The sequence below is a fragment of the Collinsella sp. WCA1-178-WT-3 (M1) genome, from assembly GCF_009696325.1.
Taxonomy (GTDB): Bacteria; Actinomycetota; Coriobacteriia; order Coriobacteriales; family Coriobacteriaceae; genus Collinsella.
Map to the genome: position 1 here is coordinate 97,688 of NZ_VUME01000006.1, position 21,928 is coordinate 119,615.

A 21,928-nucleotide genomic window follows, 5' to 3' on the forward strand; every position below is an offset into this window, starting at 1 on the left:
TAAGGCCGCGCCCTTTTTTAGACGCTCAACGAGCTATTCGCTAAAAGCCAAATTAAGCAACGAACTTCTCGAAGTACTTGATGGTGCGGACCATCTGAGAGGTGTAGGAGTTCTCGTTGTCGTACCAAGAGGTAACCTGAACGAGGGTCTGGCCGTTGCCGAGGTCAGAGCACATGGTCTGAGTGGCGTCGAAGATGGAGCCATGGGTCTCGCCGATGATATCGGTGGAGACGATGTCGTCCTCGTTGTAAGCGAAGGTCTCGGAGATGGTGGCAGCGTAGGCCTTCATAGCGGCGTTGACCTCGTCGGCGGTAACCTTCTTGTCAACGACAGCGTAGAGGTTGGTGAGGGAGCCGGTCGGCGTCGGGACGCGCTGGGCGGCACCGATGAGCTTACCGTTGAGCTCGGGGAGAACCAGGCCGATAGCCTTGGCAGCACCGGTGGTGTTGGGGACGATGTTGACGGCGCAGGCGCGGCTACGACGCTTGTTGCCCTTGCGCTGCGGGCCGTCGAGCGGCATCTGGTCGCCAGTCCAGGCGTGAATGGTGGTCATGATGCCGGACACGATGGGAGCGAAGTCGTTCAGACCCTTGGCCATCGGGGCGAGGCAGTTGGTGGTGCAGGAAGCAGCGGAGATGATGTTGTCCTCAGCGGTCAGCGTCTCATGGTTGACGTTGTACACGATGGTGGGCAGATCGCTGCCGGCCGGAGCGGAGATGACGACCTTCTTGGCACCAGCGTTGATGTGGGCCTGAGCCTTAGCCTTGCTGGTGTAGAAGCCAGTGCACTCGAGAACGACGTCGACGTCGAGGTCGCCCCAAGGCAGGTTGTTGGCGTCGGCCTCCTTGTAGATCTTGATCTCCTTGCCGTCAACGGTGATGGAATCCTCGCCAGCGACGACCTCGTGATCGCGAGCATAGTTGCCCTGCGTGGAGTCGTACTTCAGCAGGTAAGCGAGCATATCGGGAGAGGTGAGGTCGTTGATAGCGACGATCTCGGAGCCCTCATGACCGAACATCTGACGGAAGGCCAGACGACCGATACGACCGAAGCCGTTAATAGCAACCTTTACTGCCATTGTGTCTCCTTTCGTAAGGCCCCCGCAAGCTACAGCGCCCGCCGTTGAGGCCCACAAACTAACCACTCGCCTAATATACCTTTTTTTTGACTTGAATTTCACGAGAATGCTCGAAATTGAAAATCAAATTTGCTTTAAAACGTTTTAAAGCATAAAACAGCAGTTCAAGTACTATATAAACTGCCGCTTTAAACTACCTGTTCGCTTCAATGAGCTTTTCAAGACGCAAAACACGGTGATATAGGGCCGACTTTGACAAAGGAGGGTCGGCCATCTCCCCCAAATCTCGCAGTGAGAGATCGGGATAGCGCTCACGTAAGTCACAAAAGGCCGCCAAGGCATCCGGGAGCACATCGCGCATGCCGCGTCGCTCAAGCTCCTCGATAAGCGCGAGCTGATGTTGGGCAGCGCCGGCGCTTCTCGTCTGGTTGGCCAGCTCAGCATTCACGCGACGATTTACGTCGTTTTTCACCAACTTGACCGCACGGGCTTCCTCGATTTCGGCAACGCTGCGCTTGGCGCCAATCAATTTGAGCAAATGCTCAATCTCCTCGGCGCTCTTGATGTACACGGCATATGATCCTCGCCGGGCGTTGACGCGTGCATGAACCCCGACCTGCTCCAACAGGTCGCAAAGCCCCTTGGCGTATTGTTCGCCCTGCACCGCAATCTCCAGGTGAAAATCGCCACGCGGGTCTGCCACAAAGCCGCCGGCAATCAAAGCGCCTCGAATGTAGGCGAGCCTGCAGCAGGGCCGGGCGACGATATGGCGCGGCACACCGGCGACGAGCCCTCCCCTGCGGTCGAGAATGCCCAGCAGAACCAAAGCCTTATCGAGGTCGGGCTGGTCGGGCAAGGTGATGAGATAGTTTCGCACCTTATGCAAGACCGACTTGCGAACGGTAAACTCCGTTTTGAGCTTGAGGATGCGGTGCGTCAGCGTAATCATCGTGCGTGCGACGGCACCCGTCTCGGTCGCAACCGTCAAACGGTACCGACCAGAGCCCGCCAGCGAAAGCGTGCCACTCACACGTGTAAGAGCGGCAAGTGTCGACAGATCGCAATATTCACATTCGGGTTCGCAGCGCGCAAGCTCGTCACGCACCTCGGCGGTAAACGACATTCAAACCTATGCTTTCGTATTGGCACGCGACAAGTCGCGGTGAGAAATGCTCACGTGATACTGAGCACCTTCCAGGTATCGGGCCGTAGCCTCTGCAATGGCAACGCTGCGGTGCTGGCCGCCCGTACAGCCGATGGCAATGGAAAGCTGCGGCTTGCCCTCCGCGATATAACCCGGCATGACCGTATCGAGCAACTGCGTCCAAACCTTCCAGAACTCCTGCGTCTTGGGATGGTCCAGGACAAAGTCGGAGACCTTCTTATCGAGGCCGGTCAACGTGCGCATCTCGGGGTCGTAGAATGGATTAGGCAGGAAGCGAACATCGATCATGATGTCTGCCTCGACGGGCATACCATGCTTAAAGCCAAATGAGAAGACGTGGACGTCCATGAGCTGCTGGTCGGACAGCTCTGAAAAAGACGCACGCAGCTTATTGCGTAAAGCAGAGGTACGAAGGCGGCTCGTATCGATGATCATATCGGCTCGGTCGCGCACGCCCTGGAGTTGTAAACGCTCGCGCTGGATGGCGTCGGCCGTGGTCTCCCCCGGCTTCGCAATGGGATGGCGGCGGCGGTTTTCGCTGTAGCGGCGAATCAGCACCTCATCAGATGCATCGAGAAACACAATGTCACAGCTCATCTCGCGCTCTTCCAAGGCGGCAACGGCGTCAAGCAGCTCATCAAACAGGCCTTGGCTGCGAAGGTCACAGGTAACAGCAAGATGTCTACCCACACCCGTATTGATGCCAACAAGCTCTGCGAGCTGCGCAATCAGGCGCGGAGGCAGGTTGTCGATACAAAAATAGCCCATGTCCTCAAACACATGCATGGCTTGCGTTCGGCCCGATCCGGACATTCCGGTGATGATGACGATATCGGGGATGCGCTCCGTGCGCTCCGCCGCATCCATGGCATCTCCCTTTTGCATGTGCTGCCTCCTAAAATAAGCGCAGGACCCGGCCAGCGGATCCCGCGCGATCAATTGCCTTAGTTGAGTATACCGCCCCAAGCGGATACGAGGCCCGTCTTACGCCTCAAGCGCAGCCTTGAACCAACTCGTAATACTTGTGGGGTGCGTAATGGCAGTGCCAACGACAACGGCCCAGGCGCCGGCGTCAATCGCGGCGCGAGCCTCCTCGGGCGTATGCACACGACCCTCGCAAATAATGGGAAGACCGGGGAACTCCTCGGTTGCCTGGCGCAAAAGCGGCAGGTCGGGGCCGTCTGCCATGGTGCAATCGATGGCGGCGACGCCATGCGAAAGCGTAGTGGAAACCAAATCGAAGCCCATGTCGACCGCGCGGCGGATATCCTCGATCGTGGCGCAGTCCGCCATCAGAAGCACGCCCTCCTCGTGCAGCGGACGAAAGGTGTCCTCGAGCGACTTGCCATCGGGGCGCGGACGATCGGTGGCGTCAATCGCCACGATGTCAGCACCGGCAGCAACGCAGGCGCGGGCGTGACGCAGCGTCGGCGTGATGTAAACGCCCTCGTGTCCATCCTTCCACAGGCCGATAACAGGAACCTCACAACGACCCTTAATGGCAGCAATGTCGGCAAGGCCCTGGCAACGAATGGCGGCGGCGCCTCCGAGTTCGCAAGCGCGAGACATTTGAGCCATGGTCTCGGGCGTACGAAGCGGCTCGCCCATATACGCCTGAACGCTCACGATGAGCTTACCCTTCAGGGATTGAATTAATGGATCGACGGTCATAAGGCTATAACCTTTCTCAGAACAGCCTCCCGAGGCGCGTCGTCTCGGGAGGCTCCTACAGCAGATACGTTTACTTTAACGAGGCAAGAAGATGCTCGGCGGCACCGATAAGCGGTGCGTCGCCCTCCAGAGAACCGATGAGGATCGGCGTGTCCTGAAGCGGATCGAGCGCCTGGCTGGCATAGCCCTCGTGTACCGAATCCTTCCACGTCTGCGAACGCCAATCGGGTCCCTGGTGAATTACGCCACCCGAAAGCACGATGACCTCTGGATCCAGAACGTTGGCGAGCGAGCCCAAGCTAGCGCCCAATGCAAAGCCGGCATCGTGGATGACCTCGGTCGCCTTTGCGTCACCCGCGCGGCACAAGTCGTTCACGTCGCGGCCAACCGAGGGACGGCTGGGGTCAACGCGACCGAAGCGCTCGTCGTACATGCGCCCAATCGACGTACCCGACGCCACCGACTCCAGATGGCCGGAACGCCCGCAGGCGCAGGGAATGCCGGCGGCAGCCGAGCACTCGATGTGGCCCATATGGCCGGCAGCACCATGGAAGCCCTGCATCACGCGGCCGTTCTCAACATATGCGCCTCCGATACCCGTACCGATGCCCAGACACAAGACGGAGAACTTGCCCTTGCCGACGCCCCAATGGGCCTCACCCAGAGCATGAGCCTGCACGTCGCCTACAACGGCAACGGGAAGACCGAGGTCCTCGCGCAGACGCGGCCCCAACTGAACGCCGGACCAGCCGGGCATGATCTCGTTGGCATACGCGATGGCGCCCGTCTTGGGATCGACGACGCCAGCGGCACCGATACCGACGCCAAGGACCTCGACATCGGGATTCGCCTCGAGAGCGGCCTTGATGGACGCCTCGATACGCTGGAAGACGGCCTCACCGCCCTCTTGGGCCTCGGTGAGAACCTCAGCCTCAAATACGGGATGGGGCACGCCGCCATCAGCCGGATATTCCATAATGGCGGTCGCAATCTTGGTGCCACCGATATCAACGGAGCAGATGTACTTGTTCTCCATGTCGCTCTCCTTAGGAGATAAAAACAACTACAGGAAATAAAGGCGGTGTTATCGCCGCAGCTTGCTAAAGGCTTCCCGAGTGCCCGGGGTTGGGGTGAAAGCGGTCGGGCATTGACCTAATGGGTCACGCTCGATCGCTTGAGCCCCAAGATCGGGTGCCCGGGAAAGCTTTACAGGAGACCGTTGTCCTGGAGGACCTTCCTAATCGCCTCGACGTTCTCGCCGGTCATGGCCTTCACCGGGCGCGGCATGGTCGGGCTGTCGAAAATGCCCATGAGGTTCATAGCGGTCTTGAAGGCGCCAACGCCTCCGGCATAGCCCTGGACGCCCGAGGTGACGTCCCAGATGTGCGAAATCTCATTGAGGCGATCCTGCTCGGCTTTGACGGTAGCCCAGTCACCAGCCTGAGCGGCCTTCCACTGACGCACGTAGCCCTCGGGCTCAACGTTGGCGAGACCCGGGACAGAGCCGTCGGCGCCACCAAGGTAGGCACCGTCGACGACGACCTCATGGCCGGTGAGGATGCTCATCGGATGGCCGTTCTTCTCGTTCTCCTGAACGAGGTAGCGGAACGAGACGTCGTCACCCGAGGAATCCTTGACGCCAGCAAGGACGCCCTCGGCGCCGAGCTTTGCAAGGAGCTTCCAGGGGAGCTTGGTGTGAACGCACACGGGAATGTCATAGGCAAAGATGGGCAGTTCGAGCTCCTCGTGCAGGATGCGGAAATGCTCCTCGACCTCGGTCATGCCCTGCAGGGCATAGAACGGGCAGGTGGCGACGAGCGCATCGGCGCCCAGCTCCTGAGCAACCTTACCGTGCTCAATCATGCGCTCGGTCTCGGTATCGATGATGCCGACCAGAACAGGAACGCGGTGGTCGACGATTCGAACGGCCTCGGCGATGATCTGTCGACGACGCTCGTCGGTGGAGAAAACGACCTCACCCGAAGAGCCCAGGAAGAACAGGCCATCGACGCCGGCGTCGATCATGCGGTTGATGCTGCGCTCAAAGGAGGCAACGTCGAGCTGGTGATCTTCGGTATCGGGAACAACGACGGGAGGAATAACGCCGGTGAATTTCTGAGTTGCCACAAGAATCTCCTTAGTTGTCTGGCGGGTGGCCCTATGCCGCCCACTCTTGTTGGCAGTGTCCAGGCCGTCTAGGCCAAAGAACACAGGTAGAACGCTTGGTTAAAGAAGTCGACGACTTCGTTTTCGAACGCATTGATGCGTTCGTGAGCATATTTGGCATAGATAATATGCCTCCGGTCACACTCAAGACCGTTGAATACGGCAAACTGGCCCTTGGGATCGCTCACGGCATCCATGAGCGATGTACCCATGAGTACCGATCCGCGCACCCGAGACGACAGCGCTTCGAGGCCGCCGGGAAGCGGATTGGCAACCGCCGTGCAGGCAAGGCCCCGCTCGTCCAGAGCAGAAACCGCCAGCGCGACTCCACCGCCAAGGCCCTCGCCCCATGCAAAGATGCGGTCGGGGTCCATGCCGTCAAGATTGCGCGCGACCTTTGCCATTGCACAGCCCCAGCGGACGCGTTCAACAAAAACGGGCGAGGTAACCCCCTGCTTCAGCTCGCTGAGCCCAATCACATCGTCGTCCAGCGCAAGCACGGCATATCCCATGGCGGCAAACCTCGTCATGTGATGCCATCCACGTACGGGTCGGTCGATGTCATGAAACATCAGGCATAGCGGCACAAGCTCGGATGCCCGGGCACAACCTGAGGGCTCAATCAAACGGCCGTGTACGACTTCCCCGGCAAGTTCAAAGGAAACCTCGGAGTAACGCGCGCACGGATTGGCGAAATCAATCGCCGTGACAGTCAGTCCGCAAACCTCAAGGTCCGAAGCGGCTGCCTCCAACTCGGAAACATCCGCCAAGGCATCGCCGCGCCAATCACGGAAATCGGAGAGCCTTGACGAAACCGTCCCAGAGATCCCCGCAAGCTCGGGGTCAATCAGCTCATTGACATTGCTCTCGCACTTAGACATGAGCCTCCCCTTCCTTGCAGAAAAACGGAATGATCAGATCGTCAAAATCCTGAATCTCCTCGTGGCCAAAGCCCTCAAAGAACTCATGGCGCTTCTCACAGGTCAGGTTGTTGTAGACCGCAAACTGCGTCGCCGGTGGACAGACGATATCAGCCGTTCCCGTGCCAAACAGCACGGGGCATTTGACCATGGGGGCAAAGTTCTTGGAATCGAAATACGCCAGCTTGGCATAGGCTTCGTCAATACGAGTCGAGTCCTCGTCAAACCAGCGAGACCAATAGCGCAGGCCCTCGTAGGCAATGTCGTCGGCATCCAAATCCCAGACCAGGCGGAAATCCGACAGGAAAGGATAGAGGATGGCGGCACGATTGATAAGCTCGCTGTTAAGCGCGCAGGTCGCAATGCCCAAGCCACCGCCCTGCGACGCACCGTTCACAAAAACACGGGCAAGATCGATGCCCTCGAGCTCGCGAACAATGCGGCACAGAATGCGGATATCCTGATGCAAGCGTACGTAGTAGAGATTGGCCGGGTCGCCGTCGATACCGGCAACGATATGCCCGGCAACCGTTGTGCCTTCAAATCCACCAATATCCTCGGAGGGGCCACCCTGACCGGGGCAGTCGAGGGCGACAAGTGCCATGCCCATACCCGCAAACGACGCCTGCTCGAACCAGCTGCGGCTTGCGCCCGGATAGCCGTGGAACTGTAGCACCAGCGGCACGGACTCGTCCGAAACCGGCTTGAGATACTTGGCATGCAGGCGGGCGCCACACATGCCGGTATACCAGAGGTCAAAAAACTGGCAGGTCGCAGCATCGGCAATCGATGCCGCCTCGACCGAATAGTCGATCTCGACGGCGTCAGCCTCGGCCATGCGGTCGTTCCAAAAGAGATCGAAATCTGATGGACGAGCCATGGCGCCCCGATAACCACCAAATTGCTGTTGTAGCTCCTGAGCGCTTGGCATGGCTCGTGAACCCAACCTTTCGAAATCGCAACGAGGGTGCGCCCGGCAAGGGAGCCGGGCGCACAGGAGGGAAAGCGAACCTACTCGCCAAGCTTGGGGTGCAGCAGCGACGGCGCAGCACCGAGCAGCATCTTGGTGTAGGGGTCCTGCGGGTTCTGGAAGACCTGCTTGGCCTCGCCCTGCTCGACGATCTTGCCGCCGTTCATGACGATGATGTCGTCAGAGATGTAGCGGACCGTCTGGATGTCATGGCTAATGAACACCATAGCCAGGCCGAGCTCCTTCTTAAGATCGGTCAACAGGTTGAGGATCTGCGCGCGGACCGAAACGTCCAGAGCCGAGGTGGGCTCGTCGGCGATGATGGCGTCAGGGTTCAACGACAGGGCACGGGCAATTGCCACGCGCTGGCGCTGACCGCCCGAAAGCTGGCCGGGAAGAACCTCGGCGGCAGAGCTGGGCAGACCGGTGAGCTCCAGGAGTTCCTTAACGCGCTTCTCCTGCTCGGCCTCGGTACCCAGGTTGTGGACGCGCATGGGATCGAGCAGCTGCTCACGAACGACCATGCGAGGGTTGAGTGCCGTCGCGGGGTTCTGGAACACGACCGAGATGACGCGGCCCATGTGACGACGATCCTCGGCAGTACGCTTGGTGACGTCCTTGCCCTTAAAGTAGACCTTGCCACTCGTGGGGGCCTGCAGGCCGCACATGACATTAGCAGTGGTGGACTTGCCGCAACCGGACTCGCCGACGATGCCGATCGTCTGACCGGGCATGAGCTTAATGGTCACGCCTTGGACGGCATGAACCAGATTGGGGTGCAGGATCGAACCGGTACGGGTCCTAAAGGTGACGTGGACATCGTCAAGGAAGATAATCGGCTCGACGCCGTTGACCGCAGTCTCGCTCATCTACATCACCTCCGCATGAGGGGTCAAACCATTTGCCTTGAGCACCTCATCGGGGAGCTCGGAATAGAAGTGCTCGGTGCCGGGCACGCGCTTGAAGACCGGACGGGTGTCCAGGCCGATGTGCGGATGGCTTGAGCGGGGCGCGAAGCGATCGCCCTTGGGGAAATCGCGCGGGCTGGGGACGGCGCCGGGCACCTGGTGCAGGCGACCCGAACCGCTCTCGATGGACAGAACGGAACCCAGAAGACCGCGGGTGTACTCGTGAATCGGGTTGGTGAGCAGCTCCTTGGTGGGCGCCTGCTCGATAACCTGACCGGCGTACATAACCGTGATGTTATGGGCGACCTCGGCGACCAACGCCAGGTCATGCGAAACGAAGATCATGGCAAAGCCGAGCTTGGCCTGAAGATCGTTGAGCAGCTTAATGACCTGCTTTTGGACGGTAACGTCCAGAGCGGTCGTGGGCTCGTCGCAGATGACCAGCTTGGGGTCGCGGGTAAGGGCCATAGCGATCAGAACGCGCTGACGCTGTCCACCGGAAAGCTCGTGCGGATAGCTCTCGAGCGTGCGCTTGGGATCGAGGCCGACGAGCTCCAGGAGCTCCTCGGCGCTGCGGGTGCCGCCACGCTTGGTGAGCTGCTTCATCTGGGCGGAGATGAGCATAGAGGGGTTGAGCGAAGACAGGGCGTCCTGATAGACCATGGCGATATCGGTACCGCGCAGGCCGAACCACTCCTTCTTGCTCATCTTGAGCAGGTCACGACCCTCCCAGAGGACCTCGCCGGAAAGATGCTCGTCCTCATCGGTCAGGCCCATGATGGCCAGCGTGGTGATGGACTTACCGCAGCCGGACTCGCCTACCAGGCCCATGGTCTGGCCGGGACGGACGTCAAAGTTGACATGGTCGACCACGTTGATATCACCGTGATGCTCAAACTGGATGCAGAAATCGCGGACCGAAAGAATCGGCTCAACGGACTCATCGGGCACATGGCGGTCGTTACGCTTAAGCTCGACATCGCGCAGGGCGCCAAGACGGGCGGACAGGGACTGGGCCTGCTCCTTGTAGGCGCGAACGGGGTCGGAGACCAGCAGGTCGGCCTCGCGGCGCTTGGAGGAATCGGTCGGATCCAGGGCGGCGGAAGGAGCAGCGGCCATAGCGTCGGTAATGCCCTCGGAGAGGATGTTGAGCGCCAGGCAGGTGATCATGATGGCCAGACCCGGGAACAGCGCCTGCCACCAACGACCGGCGAGCACGCCACCGCGGGCGTCGGCGAGGATGTTGCCCCACGTAGCAGTGGGCTCCTGGATGCCAGCGCCGATAAAGGTCAGCGAAGCCTCGAAGATGATAGCGTCGGCGACCAGGGTGACGGTGAAGACCATGATCGGGGCAATGCAGTTACGAAGAACGTGCTTGATCAGAATCCACGGAGCCTTGGCGCCGGAGACGATGACCGCGCGGACATAGTCCTCACCGTACTCGGATACGATGTTGGCACGCACGATACGGGCGATCTGCGGGGTGTACATAAAGCCGATCGCAAAGATAATCGACGGCACGGAGTTGCCCAGGATGGAAACGAAGACGGCTGCGAGGGCGATACCCGGGACAGACATGATGATGTCCAGGATGCGCATAATCGTCTCGGAGACGGCCTTGCGCGAAACCGCAGCAAGAGCACCGACAACGGAGCCACAGACCAGAGCCATAGCGGTAGCACCAAAGCCGATGATCAGCGAGTAACGGCCACCGTAGAGCATACGCGAAAGGATGTCACGGCCCTTGTCGTCGGTTCCGAAGATAAACCCGTTGCCGGGAGCCTGGCGAGCCGTAAAGATCTCGACCGGGCTATAGGGGGCAAGCAGGGGGGCAAGAATCGCAGTCAGGGCGACCAGCACCAGCACGATGGCGGCAATCTTAGAAGACAGCGTCATCTTCTTCCAGCCACCGAGCTTGAGCCCCTTGGAGGCAGCCTTCTCGAGCTGCTCGGTTTGCTTCTCTCGAATCTTTACCATAATCTACACCGTCCTGATGCGCGGGTTGATGAGCAGGTAGAGCATGTCAACCACGATGTTGATGATGATGAAGGCAAGAGCAACGACGATGACGACGCCCTGAACCAGGTTCGCCTCGTTGCCCTGAACGCCCTGCAGGATCGCAGTACCCATGCCGGGGAGGTTGAAGATAACCTCGATGACGACGGCGCCGCCCATGAGATAGCCAATCTTAAGACCGAGGGTGGTGACCGGGGTGATCAGCGCGTTGCGAAGAACGTTGATGCCGACGACGACCTTCTCGGGAACGCCGGCGCCGCGAGCCATACGGACATAGTCCTTGTCGAGCTCCTCGACCATGGCGGTACGCACGATACGAGTCATCTGACCCGTCAGCGGAAATGCCAAGGCGATGGCGGGCATGATCATGCGTCCCAGATAGCCAGCCGGATTCGTGGTGAAGTGCGGCAGGGCGCCCGATGCCGGGAGTACCTTAAGGTAGGAAGAGAACAGCAGGATCAACAGAACGGCAAGCCAGAACGACGGGGTTGCCAAGCCGGCGATGGAAAAGACGCGGATCACTTGGTCCGGCCATTTATCGCGATACAGTGCCGCGATGACGCCGAGCAAAAACGATACGACCGCACCGATGGCAAGACCGATGAAGGTCAGCTGCATCGTGACGGGTAGGGCCGTGGAGATGCGCTTGGCAACGGAGTTGCGAGCAGCACCATAGGTGCCCATGTCGCCATGGATCAAATTGCCCATATAGCGCACGTAGCGCACGGGCCAGGGGTCGTCCAGACCATACTTCTCATGGTACTCGGCAACCGCCTCGGGCGAGGCACCGTCACCCAACGCCGTGTAGGCGGGGTCGGTCTTGGAGAACGACATAAGGAAGAACACCAGGACGGTGACGCCCAATGCCATGATCGGCAGCGCCACGAGACGCCTTCCAATCAAACGTAGAAAGTTGTTCACGTTCTCTCCCCTTTCTTTTGTCGGTAGGACCAACTGGTATATGAGTACGGACACTCATTACAAGACCCGAGCGACATCGTTGCCGCCCGGGTCTTTGTTTCAACTATGAGGATACGGTCCCAACGGCCGACATCCTGCATATAGACTCAAGCGAGTCTTACGCCTTGACGGTCGCGACACCCTTAAAGGACATGCTCGTCGTGCCGATGCCCTTGAAGCCATCGAGGGCCTCGCCGTTGGGCGCAGTGGACGGATCGTTCCAGGAAGCGGAGACGGTCTTAACGTGGACAACGGGGTACAGAACGGCGTTGTCGGCGATGATGTCGAAGCACTCGTTCCACTTCTTCTGCTGCTCGTCGCCCTCGGCGGCAAGAGCCTCGTCCATAAGGCCGTGGAGCTTCTGCCACTCAGCGGACTCCTTCCACGGGCAACGGGTCTGCATCCAGACGTTGTCGCCGTACCACCAGTTGAGCAGCAGGTCGGGGTCTGCGCCGAAGCAGGAAGGATCGCCAGGGGCAAGGAGGATATCGTAGGCCTCGCCGCCGTCGATGGCAGCATAGGTGGCCGGCGAAGTATCGGTCTGGATGGTCACATCGAAGCCGAGAGCGTCGAGGTCGTTCTTGACCTGGGCAGCCATACCCTTGATCTGCTCGTTATCGGTGGTGCGCAGGGTAATGGCGCCCGGGGTGATACCGGACTCCTCGATAAGCTTCTTGGCCTTCTTGGCGTCGGTCTTGTACACCGTGGAGGCCTCATGATAGTTGGTGAAGCTCTTGGGCAGGTAGCAGCTGGCAGCGGTAGCAAGGCCGGCGAAGGTGTTGCTGATCATCTTCTCGGTGTCGAGCGCATACATGACAGCCTGACGGACCTTGACGTCGTTCCAAGGCTCCTTGGCGACGTTGAACATGATGAAGCGGGTGCCGAAGCCCTGGACGTTGTCGATCTTGCAGCCGGCGCCCTCGAGCTGGTCGACGGCGTCAGCGGTAACGAGCTCCATGACGAGCGTGGAGCCTTCCTGCTGAGCGGTGACGCGAGCGGTGGGGTCGGTCAGGATACTGTACTGGATCTTCTTATCCTCGGCAGCATACTCACCGTTGTACTCGGGGTTGGGAACCAGGGTGATCTCGGTATCGGAGATAGAATCGTACATCCAGGGGCCGGAGCCGATCGGCTGCTTGGCGCGATCCTCCTCGCTCTGGGCGGCAGGAGTAACGCGAATGATGGCCAGACGATCCTTGAGCAGGGAGAAGTTGGGGACCTTGGTCTTGACCGTCACGGTGCTGGCATCCTTGGCCTCGATGGACTCGAAAGGCTGGAAGAACGGAGCGTAGGTGGCAGAAGCGGCGCAAGCGGTGTAGGAGGCGACGACGTCGTCAGCGGTAACCTCGGTGCCATCGGAGAATTTGGCGCCCTTGCGGATGGTAACCTCGAAGGTGGTGTCGTCCACGGACTTGGGATCATCGGTGGCGAGCTCGTTGAAAGTGCTGTAGTCGTGGTAATCGATGCCGTAGAGGCCCTCGATGACGTGCCAGTTAGCGCCCAGGCCCACGGCGGAGCCGGTGCTGGCGGGGTCGAAGCTGGACGGAGCGTAAGCGGAACCGGCGGTGATCACGCCGCCGCCACGGTTGGCGGAATCGGCGGGAGCGGAACCCTCGTCGCTAGAGCTACCACCGCAGCCAGTGAGACCAAAGCCGGCGACAGCTGCGACGCTGCCGGTGAGGCCAAGGAACGAACGCCTGGACATACCCTTATTGATGATGGCCATGTCTTCTCCTATCAATAGAGAATCTTACCCGGGAGCACCTAAACTTGCCCCCGCGCAACTTGCGGACGATATATACCTTACCTACCGACAAACCCAACTGAGGTGCCGCGCTCGGCGACCGATACATACATACGCTTGAACGGTATTTACTACCGTTCACCGAATTCGTTGACAAACGATACAGCAGACAGTATGTATCGGCGAGGTGAGATATCAGTCTTCGTCAACCCGCAGGATAGCAGGGTTTTCGCTTGGGTTAGTCAAACGTTTTAGCGTTAATAAAACCCGAAACCAGCAGGCAATCATGGCGAAATAAATGGTTGAAAATCGCGCAATCATGTATATCAGTTGTTTATGCTCGTGTTTAGCTATCGGAGTGGCCAGCCGCGGCCTCGGCGCGCTCGGCATTCCATGCAACGAGCGCCTCGTGGACCGCCTTGGCAACATCGGCAGGTATGCCGCGAACTTCCGCGATCTCTTGCTCACTCGCCGCGCGCAACCGCTTCATCGAGCCAAAATGGCGCATAATTGCACGTTTTCTAGTGGGTCCCACGCCTGGAACGTCATCGAGTACCGAAACCGTCATGGCTTTATCGCGCAATTCGCGATGGAACGTGATGGCAAAACGGTGCGATTCGTCGCGCACCTGCTTGATGAGATAGAGCGACGCAGACCCGGTCGGAAGTACGACAGGAGTCTCGTCCCAAGGCACGAAAACCTCCTCATCGGCCTTTGCCAAACCACAAACTGGTATATCGAGCCCAAGGGCCTCAAGTTGCTTAATTGCAGCCGTCAATTGCGGCTTGCCGCCGTCGACAACGAGCAAATCGGGGCGCGAGCCAAAACGTTCGTCGGTCATCCGCTCGGGAGCATAGCGACGCCCCAAAACCTCGGACATCGAAACGAAGTCGTTCGCCTCGTCCAATTCGGCCTGGATTTTAAAGCGGCGGTACTGGCTCTTGTCGGCGTGGCCGTTGGTAAACACCACCATCGAGGCGACCGTAAAGGTGCCATGAAGCGTAGAGATATCGAAGCACTCGATTCGCATTGGCGGCGCAGGTAGCGCCAAGGCGCTCTCAAGCTCCAGGAGTGCTCGATTGGTGCGATCGTCGGCGTATCCCGTGCGCATCATATAACGCATGAGGGCATGACGCGCATTTTTAGATGCCATATCGAGCAACCGGTGTTTTTCGCCGCGCTGAGGCCTATGGAGATGACAGGAACGCTCGCGCTTGTCCGAAAGCCATTCCCCTAGCGCCTCCGCATCCTCAAGCTCGACGGAAAGGTTCACCTCGGCTGGAATATCAGCCGTCTCGTCGTAATAGCGCTTGAGAAAGCCCGACTGAAGCTCCTCTTCATCGACATCCAGGCCCTTATCGAGAATGAACTCACAGGTTCGAACCGTTCGCCCCTCGCGCACAACAAACACGCAGGCGGCCGAAATGGTCTCTTCTCGATAGAAACCAATCACATCGAGATCGACACTCGACGGAAAAACGACCTGCTGTCGGTCGTCCAGGCCCCTAATAACTTCCAAGCGACGCTTGACGCGCGCCGCCCGCTCAAAATCGAGCGCTTCGGCGGCGTCCGTCATCTCGGATGTAAGCTCATCAACGACATCTTTACGATGGCCCGACAAAAATCGCTCGACGCGTTTAACGTTTTTAGCATAGTCGGCTGGAGAGATCGCACCGACGCATGCCCCCGGGCCGCGGCCAACATGGAAGTCAAAGCAGGGACGCCCGTTTTGAGCGCAAATCATATTGACGATATCTTCTTCGCCCTTGTGGGACTCGACGATACGGCGGCATCGACGCCATTCCGCACAAGAAGCCGAGCAGATCGGGATTACCTTGCGCAGCGTATCAATGGTCTCGCGCGCCGCGCGGCTGTCGGTGTAGGGACCAAAATAACGCGTTCCCGGCTTATGACGCTCACGAGTATATTTAATAGCTGGGAACAGATCGCTCTTGGTGATAGCGATAAAGGGATAGCTCTTATCGTCCTTAAGGTCGACATTAAAGTACGGATGGTATTGACCGATCAGGTTGCGCTCGAGCACCAGCGCCTCGTGCTCGTTCTCGACAACGATATAGTCAAAGCTCGCAACCAGCTGCATCATCAGTGGAATCTTTTGGCGCTCGTCCTGCAGCGTCACATATTGACGCATGCGCGAGCGCAGATTTTTAGCCTTGCCAACGTAAATGACATCGCCCTTGGCATCTTTCCAAAGGTAGCAGCCAGGCTGCATGGGCACACGCGAAACCTGTTCGGCAAGCGTTGGAATGTTGTCATGACCTGCCACGACTGCCTACCTGCGGCGAAGAAGCGCGGAGACCTCAGGCATCTTTAGAAGGACGGCAAGGCCAAAAGTCACGGCAAGTGAAACCATGCCCGCGATGCAAACATAGCCCAAGGTAATAAGAATCGATCCGCCAAGCGCTCCGACAAAACTCTCGAGCGCCCACAAAACGCCGGCACCCGCTGCGGCACCCAGGCCGCCGAGCAAAAGGCCATAGAAGCAGCCGTGCAGAATAGATTTAACCTGAAGACCCTGCAGACGACGACGCAGCCACCACAGCGAACAGCCGACCAGAATCACATAGTCGACAACATACGAAATCGCAATCGCAGGCATGCCATAGCCCAGCACCACACCAAACAGCAGAACCGAACCAGCCTGGCCGATGGCAGAGTATAGGCAATAGCGGCTATAGGGCTTCATGTCGAGCAGCGCCGAGAAGCTCTTCTGCATCAACACGACCACGCCGTAGAGTGGCAGGGAGAGCGCCAGATAAACCAGAAACTCGGACACAAGCGCCACACCCGACTCGTCGAACTTGCCGGCGCAATAAATCATGTTGAGCGGACGGGCAAACACAATGAGATATAGCGCGAAAGGAATCAGGAAGAAGAGCATCTGGGCCACGCCGCGCGAGATACCAACGCGCACGCTGTCATAATCCTTTTCCTGGGCATCGTGCGAAAGCTCGGTATAAAGCGCCGTCGAGAGCGAGGCGGCTATCAAGGCATAAGGCAGTGTGTACCAAAGGCGCGCATAGGCAATTACAGAAGGACCGGTCTCGGGCTGCACCACCAGCGCGGCTGCGTTGGTAATGGAAGTCGACACGAACATGCATACCGTAGCGAGCAACGTCGGGACGCCGAGCGCGAGCGTCTGTCGCAGTGCAGGATCCTTAAAGTCGATATGAATATGAGGCCGGACACCATGCTTACCGAGTGCGGGAATCTGGCACGCCATCTGGACAAAAACGCCAAGCGTCGTGCCGAGCGAAATCAAAACGACGCCCGCCTGCTCACCAAAGCAGGCAGATACGGGAGCGAAGCCCATAAAACTCGCAATGACAATCACATTGTTGAGTACCGGGGCGAACGTCGACCAAAAGTAGTCACGATGCGCGTTAAGAACGCCCGAGAACACCGAGCCCAAGCCGTAGAACAAAATCTGAATGGCAAAGAAACGGAACATGAATGCAGCGGTATCCATGCTTCCGCCATCGCCCGAAAGGAACGACTGCGTCCAGATAAAGCCCGGAGCAAACACGGTGCCCAACACCGAAATGCCGCCCAGCAGCAAAAGCAGGATGCCGAGCAGATTACCTACGTATTCGTTTGAGGCGTCGCGACCCTGCTCACGACGCACGCCCATGTACACCGGCAAAAAGGCGGTAACCAACATACCGCCCATCACGAGCTCATAGAGCATATTGGGCAGGTTGTTGGCGACCTGATAGGAAGACGAGAGCAGCGACATGCCGATGGCGGCAGCCATAGCCCAAGTACGGATAAACCCGGTGACGCGCGACACAATGGTCAGTGCAGTCATGAGGCCGGCAGAACGGCCAACCGTAGAGTAGTCCGACGAGCCCATATCATCTACGTCGTCCTGTGATTGGGGGCTGACTTCAGTGTGTTGTCGAGAATCAACCTCGATATCAGGCTCATCGATTATCGCGAAGGGGTCGTCGACCAAAACGGCATCATCGGCAGAAAAAGCTCCGTCAACAGGCGTGACATCGTTGTCAAACGAAGCGTCATCGTTAGCTACGGCATTATTACCAAACACCGTGTCAACTTCCCTGGCGGCAGCGGTTCGACCAGAAAACGACAAAGGATCCCAATCATCGTCCTCAACAGCAACGCCCTCGACCGGATCGGTCGAGCCGAGCGGTGACCACTCGTCATCCAAAAGCAACTGCTCGCCATCACCGTCGGTTGCAGGCCTCGCGGGACGATCGGCTGGGACACCCTGCAGTGCGCCCTTTCCCTGAGCCGCCATCAAAAACACCGCCGTCTCATCGGGACGCGGCGCACGAGACGCCCCGGCGTCAGGCATCCGTCCGGCACGGGATTGAGCCGCGGCCAAAAACACCGCCGTCTCATCGGGACGAGCCGAAGAGAGAATCGTACGGGGAGGCACCGTACCGGCACCGGCGGCACGCAAATACACAGCCGTCTCCCCTGGATCTGCAGCAACGGACCAAGCGTTTCGAATCTGGTCATCGACCGAAGAAGCCTCAGGCGCGGGCGTCTGAGAAGCCGAACCCTTTGCAAAGTGAGCTCCGCGCTTCGATTCTTCCTGCGGCATCGCTCAGTCCTCTCTCGTGATCGGGGCAACCGTCGCCCCGCAAAATGCAACTAAGTCGTCGGGGGCAAGCTCAAGTTGATAGCCACGCTTACCGCCTGAGATAAAAATGGTATCCCAAAGGACGCATGTCTCATCGATCAGCGTCCGAAAGCGTTTTTTCATGCCGACTGGACTGCAGCCGCCCCGGACATACCCCGTCGCGGCAAGCAAGTCCTTGACATGCATCATGGTCAGCGACTTTTCACCAGCGGCGCGCGCTGCGGCCTTTAGGTCAAGCTCGTCGGCAACGGGAAGACAGCACACAACGTGTTCGTTGGACGGTGTCACGCAAACCAAGGTCTTAAACCCCTGGCCAGGCTCCTCGCCAAGTTGTTCCAAAATTGCAACGCCTAAACCCACCGACTCATCGCCATCGTCTTCATACGTATGGAGAATATAGGAGATGCCGGCGTTTTCCAGCTCGCGCATCGCATTGGTTTTCGGCGTCTTTGCAGCCTTTGCCATGGCATGTCCCTTCCCTCGCATTCGAACGTAACGCCTAAGTATATGTCCAATTTAGCCGCATACGTCATCTCGACACACAGAAGCGCCACCGAATCGAAAGGAATCGGTGGCGCTTCTCGTCCGACGGCGTCTCTTTACTGGGCGTCGAGTTGTGCCTGGCGCTCGCGGTCGCGCTTGAGCAGCGGTGCCAAGAACTTGCCCGTGTAACTCTGCGAACATGCCGCGACCTGCTCCGGCGTACCCGAGACCACGACGGTTCCGCCGCCATTGCCGCCCTCGGGACCCATATCGATCAGGCGGTCGGCAACCTTGATGACATCAAGGTTGTGTTCAATCACCAGCACCGTGTTGCCCGCATCGACCAAGCGCTGCAGCACATCGAGCAGCTGGCGGACGTCCTCAAAATGAAGGCCGGTCGTCGGCTCGTCCAAAATATAGAACGTCTTGCCCGTCTGGCGTCGATGAAGCTCCTTGGCGAGTTTCACACGCTGCGCCTCGCCGCCCGAAAGCGTCGTGGCAGGCTGCCCCAAACTCACATAGCCCAAGCCAACGTCATACAAAGTCTGAAGCTTGCGCTTAATCTGCGGGATATTCCCAAAGAAGACCAGCGCCTCGGTGACGCTCATGTCGAGCACGTCCGAGATGGTCTTGCCACGGTAGGTGACCTCGAGTGTCTCGCGGTTGTAGCGTTTACCGCCGCAAACTTCGCAGGGAACGTAGATATCGGGAAGAAAGTGCATCTCGATCTTGATCTGTCCGTCGCCCTTGCACGCCTCACAGCGCCCGCCACTCACATTAAAGGAAAAACGACCCGGCGAGTAGCCGCGCGCCTTCGACTCCGGCGTACTCGCAAACAGCGCGCGAAGATCATCCCACAGGCCAATATAGGTAGCAGGGTTGGAACGCGGTGTGCGGCCAATCGGCGACTGGTCGATATCGATAACCTTATCGATACACTCGATGCCCTCGATTTTCTTATACGGACCCACAGGGCGCGTCGAACGGTGAATAGCATTCGTAAGGGCAGGCGCAATGGTGTCGGTAACCAGGGAGCTCTTGCCCGATCCCGACACGCCGGTAACAACCGTAAGCGTACCAAACTCGATCTTGGCAGTAACGTTTTTGAGGTTGTTAGCTCGAGCGCCCGTAATTTTAAGGCAGCCGCGACCGGGCTTGCGCCGTTCATCAGGCACCCGGATCATTCGTTTGCCGGTCAGATAAGCGCCCGTCATCGACTCAGGACACGCCATGATATCGGCAGGCGTTCCCGCCGCGACTACGTGTCCGCCGTTGACGCCGGCACCGGGCCCCATGTCGATCACGTAGTCGGCGGCACGGATCGTGTCCTCGTCGTGTTCGACGACGATGACGGTATTGCCGATATCGCGCAGGCGCTCAAGGGTCTTGATCAGGCGCTCGTTGTCACGCTGATGAAGGCCGATCGATGGCTCGTCCAAAATGTACAGGACACCCATGAGGCCGGCGCCGATCTGCGTTGCCAGGCGAATACGCTGCGCCTCGCCACCAGAAAGCGTCGCCGAGGCACGATCGAGCGTCAGATAGTCGAGTCCAACATCGACCAGAAAACGCAAGCGCTCCAGGATTTCCTTGACGATGCGCCCGCCGATAAACTGTTGGCGCTCGGTGAGCTCCAGGCCCTCAAAAAACTCGAGCGACTCACGGCACGACAGGCAACAAACCTCGTAAATGGACTTGCCGCCCACGGTGACGGCGAGCATCTCAGGGCGCAAACGAGCGCCGTGGCAGCTCGAGCACGGTTCCTCGCGAATGTACTTCTCCAAGCGCGCCTTGGTGTTCTCGTTCGTCGTCTCGGTATAGCGTTCGTACAGGATGTTGCGAACGCCCGAAAACTTGGTATCCCACTGGCTACGACGTCCGTCGAGCTTTTGGTAGTCAACCGAGATCTTCGTATCGCCCAGGCCATCCAAGAATGCACGACGCACGCGAGGGGGCAAGTCCTCCCACGGCGTATCGGCGCTTACCTTAAAGTGTTTACAGACCGCAGCAAAAATCTGCGGGTAGTAGTTCGAATTGCCAAACAGGCTACCAAAGACTCCGTCGGCAATGGACTTCGAGGGGTCCTCGATCAGCGCCTCGGCATCAACGGTTTTCTTAAAGCCCAGGCCGTCGCACTCAGGACATGCGCCATAGGGAGCGTTAAACGAAAAATCACGCGGCTGAAGATCGTCAATGGAGTGTCCATGCTCCGGGCACGCCAAGGCCAACGAATACTCCAGCAGCTCGCCCTCGGTCCCCTCGGGAGCATCACGATCGGGCAGCATGTACACATTTACATTGCCGTGAGCCAGCGCGGTCGCCTGCTCAACGGACTCGGCGATACGGCCCAGAGAGTTCTCACGGATCACGATGCGATCGACCACGACCTCGATATCGTGCTTGAACTTCTTGTCCAGATCGATTGGATCGTCGAGCGAGCGCACTTCACCGTCGACACGCACGCGGCTAAAGCCCTCGGCGCGAAGGTCCTCAAACAGTTTGGTGTACTCGCCTTTTCGCCCGCGCACCACCGGTGCCAGCACAAACGCGCGGCGACCCTCCCCCGCCGCCAAGACCTTGTCGGCAACCTGGTCGGTCGTCTGGCGCTCAATGACGCGGCCGCATTCGGGACAGTGCGGGGTGCCCACACGGGCGAACAGCAGGCGCAGATAGTCATAAATCTCGGTTACGGTGCCAACCGTCGAGCGAGGGTTTTTAGACGTCGTCTTTTGGTCGATCGACACCGCCGGCGAAAGGCCGTCGATTGAATCCAAGTCGGGTTTGTCCATCTGGCCCAAGAACTGGCGCGCATAGCTCGAAAGGCTCTCGACGTATCGACGCTGGCCCTCGGCATAGATAGTGTCAAATGCCAGCGAGCTCTTGCCCGAGCCAGAAAGACCGGTAATGACCACGAGTTGGTCACGCGGAATGGAAACATCGATATCACGGAGGTTGTGCTCACGAGCGCCGCGAATAACGATAGAAGAATCAGACATGGAAGCTCCTTGCCTCCTATTGCATCGAATCATACTGCCGATGAGTTTAGCGCACTCGACGCGCACAGATGTTCGTAATACAAGATTCGCAGACCTTTAGCTTTGTCCGACGCACGCATGCTGCGTGTCCGACCCACGCTTTCGAATGCCATCGATTACCCATCGCACATCACAAATGACTCCCGCTCGCAAACGAGGGTACAATGACGCTCATGTCACAT

The 21,928-nt window shown here is 58.8% G+C and carries 16 protein-coding genes; all 16 read right to left on the reverse strand.

Annotation, left to right across the window (positions count from 1 at the left end):
* Positions 1–52: 52 nt before the first annotated feature.
* A complete protein-coding gene (gene gap, locus FYJ40_RS05485; protein ID WP_154517458.1) occupies positions 53–1,078 on the reverse strand; it encodes a type I glyceraldehyde-3-phosphate dehydrogenase in 1,026 nt (341 codons plus the stop codon).
* A 193-nt stretch (positions 1,079–1,271) separates the two neighbouring features.
* Positions 1,272–2,201 (reverse strand): DNA-binding protein WhiA, encoded by a 930-nt coding sequence (gene whiA, locus FYJ40_RS05490; protein WP_154517461.1) that lies wholly within the window; start codon positions 2,199–2,201, stop codon positions 1,272–1,274.
* A 6-nt stretch (positions 2,202–2,207) separates the two neighbouring features.
* Positions 2,208–3,128: an RNase adapter RapZ gene (gene rapZ / locus FYJ40_RS05495; RefSeq protein WP_154517493.1), complete on the reverse strand. Its 921-nt coding sequence runs from the start codon at positions 3,126–3,128 to the stop codon at positions 2,208–2,210.
* 99 nt (positions 3,129–3,227) lie between these two features.
* Entirely contained in the window at positions 3,228–3,914 is a 687-nt protein-coding gene (locus FYJ40_RS05500) for an N-acetylmannosamine-6-phosphate 2-epimerase (protein ID WP_154517496.1), read from the reverse strand.
* Between the two features lie 70 nt (positions 3,915–3,984).
* Positions 3,985–4,950 carry an ROK family protein gene (locus FYJ40_RS05505; RefSeq protein WP_154517499.1) on the reverse strand — a complete coding sequence of 322 codons (966 nt, stop codon included), beginning with the start codon at positions 4,948–4,950 and terminating at the stop codon, positions 3,985–3,987.
* 170 nt (positions 4,951–5,120) lie between these two features.
* Complete coding sequence (locus FYJ40_RS05510) at positions 5,121–6,041, reverse strand: dihydrodipicolinate synthase family protein (protein WP_370450640.1); 921 nt, start codon at positions 6,039–6,041, stop codon at positions 5,121–5,123.
* Positions 6,042–6,109: 68 nt separating this feature from the next.
* Entirely contained in the window at positions 6,110–6,961 is an 852-nt protein-coding gene (locus FYJ40_RS05515; protein ID WP_154517502.1) for an acetylxylan esterase, read from the reverse strand.
* Positions 6,954–7,931, reverse strand: coding sequence for an acetylxylan esterase (locus FYJ40_RS05520; RefSeq protein ID WP_154517505.1), 978 nt, complete (start codon positions 7,929–7,931; stop codon positions 6,954–6,956). Before FYJ40_RS05520 ends, FYJ40_RS05515 begins: the two co-directional genes overlap by 8 nt.
* A gap of 80 nt (positions 7,932–8,011) precedes the next feature.
* Entirely contained in the window at positions 8,012–8,839 is an 828-nt protein-coding gene (locus FYJ40_RS05525) for an ABC transporter ATP-binding protein (RefSeq protein WP_154517508.1), read from the reverse strand.
* Positions 8,840–10,855 carry a dipeptide/oligopeptide/nickel ABC transporter permease/ATP-binding protein gene (locus FYJ40_RS05530; protein WP_154517511.1) on the reverse strand — a complete coding sequence of 672 codons (2,016 nt, stop codon included), beginning with the start codon at positions 10,853–10,855 and terminating at the stop codon, positions 8,840–8,842.
* A gap of 3 nt (positions 10,856–10,858) precedes the next feature.
* Complete coding sequence (locus FYJ40_RS05535; RefSeq protein ID WP_370450641.1) at positions 10,859–11,815, reverse strand: ABC transporter permease; 957 nt, start codon at positions 11,813–11,815, stop codon at positions 10,859–10,861.
* 157 nt (positions 11,816–11,972) lie between these two features.
* Positions 11,973–13,580 carry an ABC transporter substrate-binding protein gene (locus FYJ40_RS05540; protein WP_154517514.1) on the reverse strand — a complete coding sequence of 536 codons (1,608 nt, stop codon included), beginning with the start codon at positions 13,578–13,580 and terminating at the stop codon, positions 11,973–11,975.
* A 364-nt stretch (positions 13,581–13,944) separates the two neighbouring features.
* Entirely contained in the window at positions 13,945–15,831 is a 1,887-nt protein-coding gene (gene uvrC, locus FYJ40_RS05545; RefSeq protein ID WP_154517564.1) for an excinuclease ABC subunit UvrC, read from the reverse strand.
* A 60-nt stretch (positions 15,832–15,891) separates the two neighbouring features.
* Positions 15,892–18,189 carry a murein biosynthesis integral membrane protein MurJ gene (murJ, locus tag FYJ40_RS05550; RefSeq protein WP_229770685.1) on the reverse strand — a complete coding sequence of 766 codons (2,298 nt, stop codon included), beginning with the start codon at positions 18,187–18,189 and terminating at the stop codon, positions 15,892–15,894.
* Positions 18,190–18,192: 3 nt separating this feature from the next.
* Positions 18,193–18,693: a Cys-tRNA(Pro) deacylase gene (gene ybaK / locus FYJ40_RS05555; protein ID WP_154517518.1), complete on the reverse strand. Its 501-nt coding sequence runs from the start codon at positions 18,691–18,693 to the stop codon at positions 18,193–18,195.
* 134 nt (positions 18,694–18,827) lie between these two features.
* Positions 18,828–21,707: an excinuclease ABC subunit UvrA gene (gene uvrA / locus FYJ40_RS05560; RefSeq protein WP_154517521.1), complete on the reverse strand. Its 2,880-nt coding sequence runs from the start codon at positions 21,705–21,707 to the stop codon at positions 18,828–18,830.
* Between the last annotated feature and the right edge of the window lie 221 nt (positions 21,708–21,928).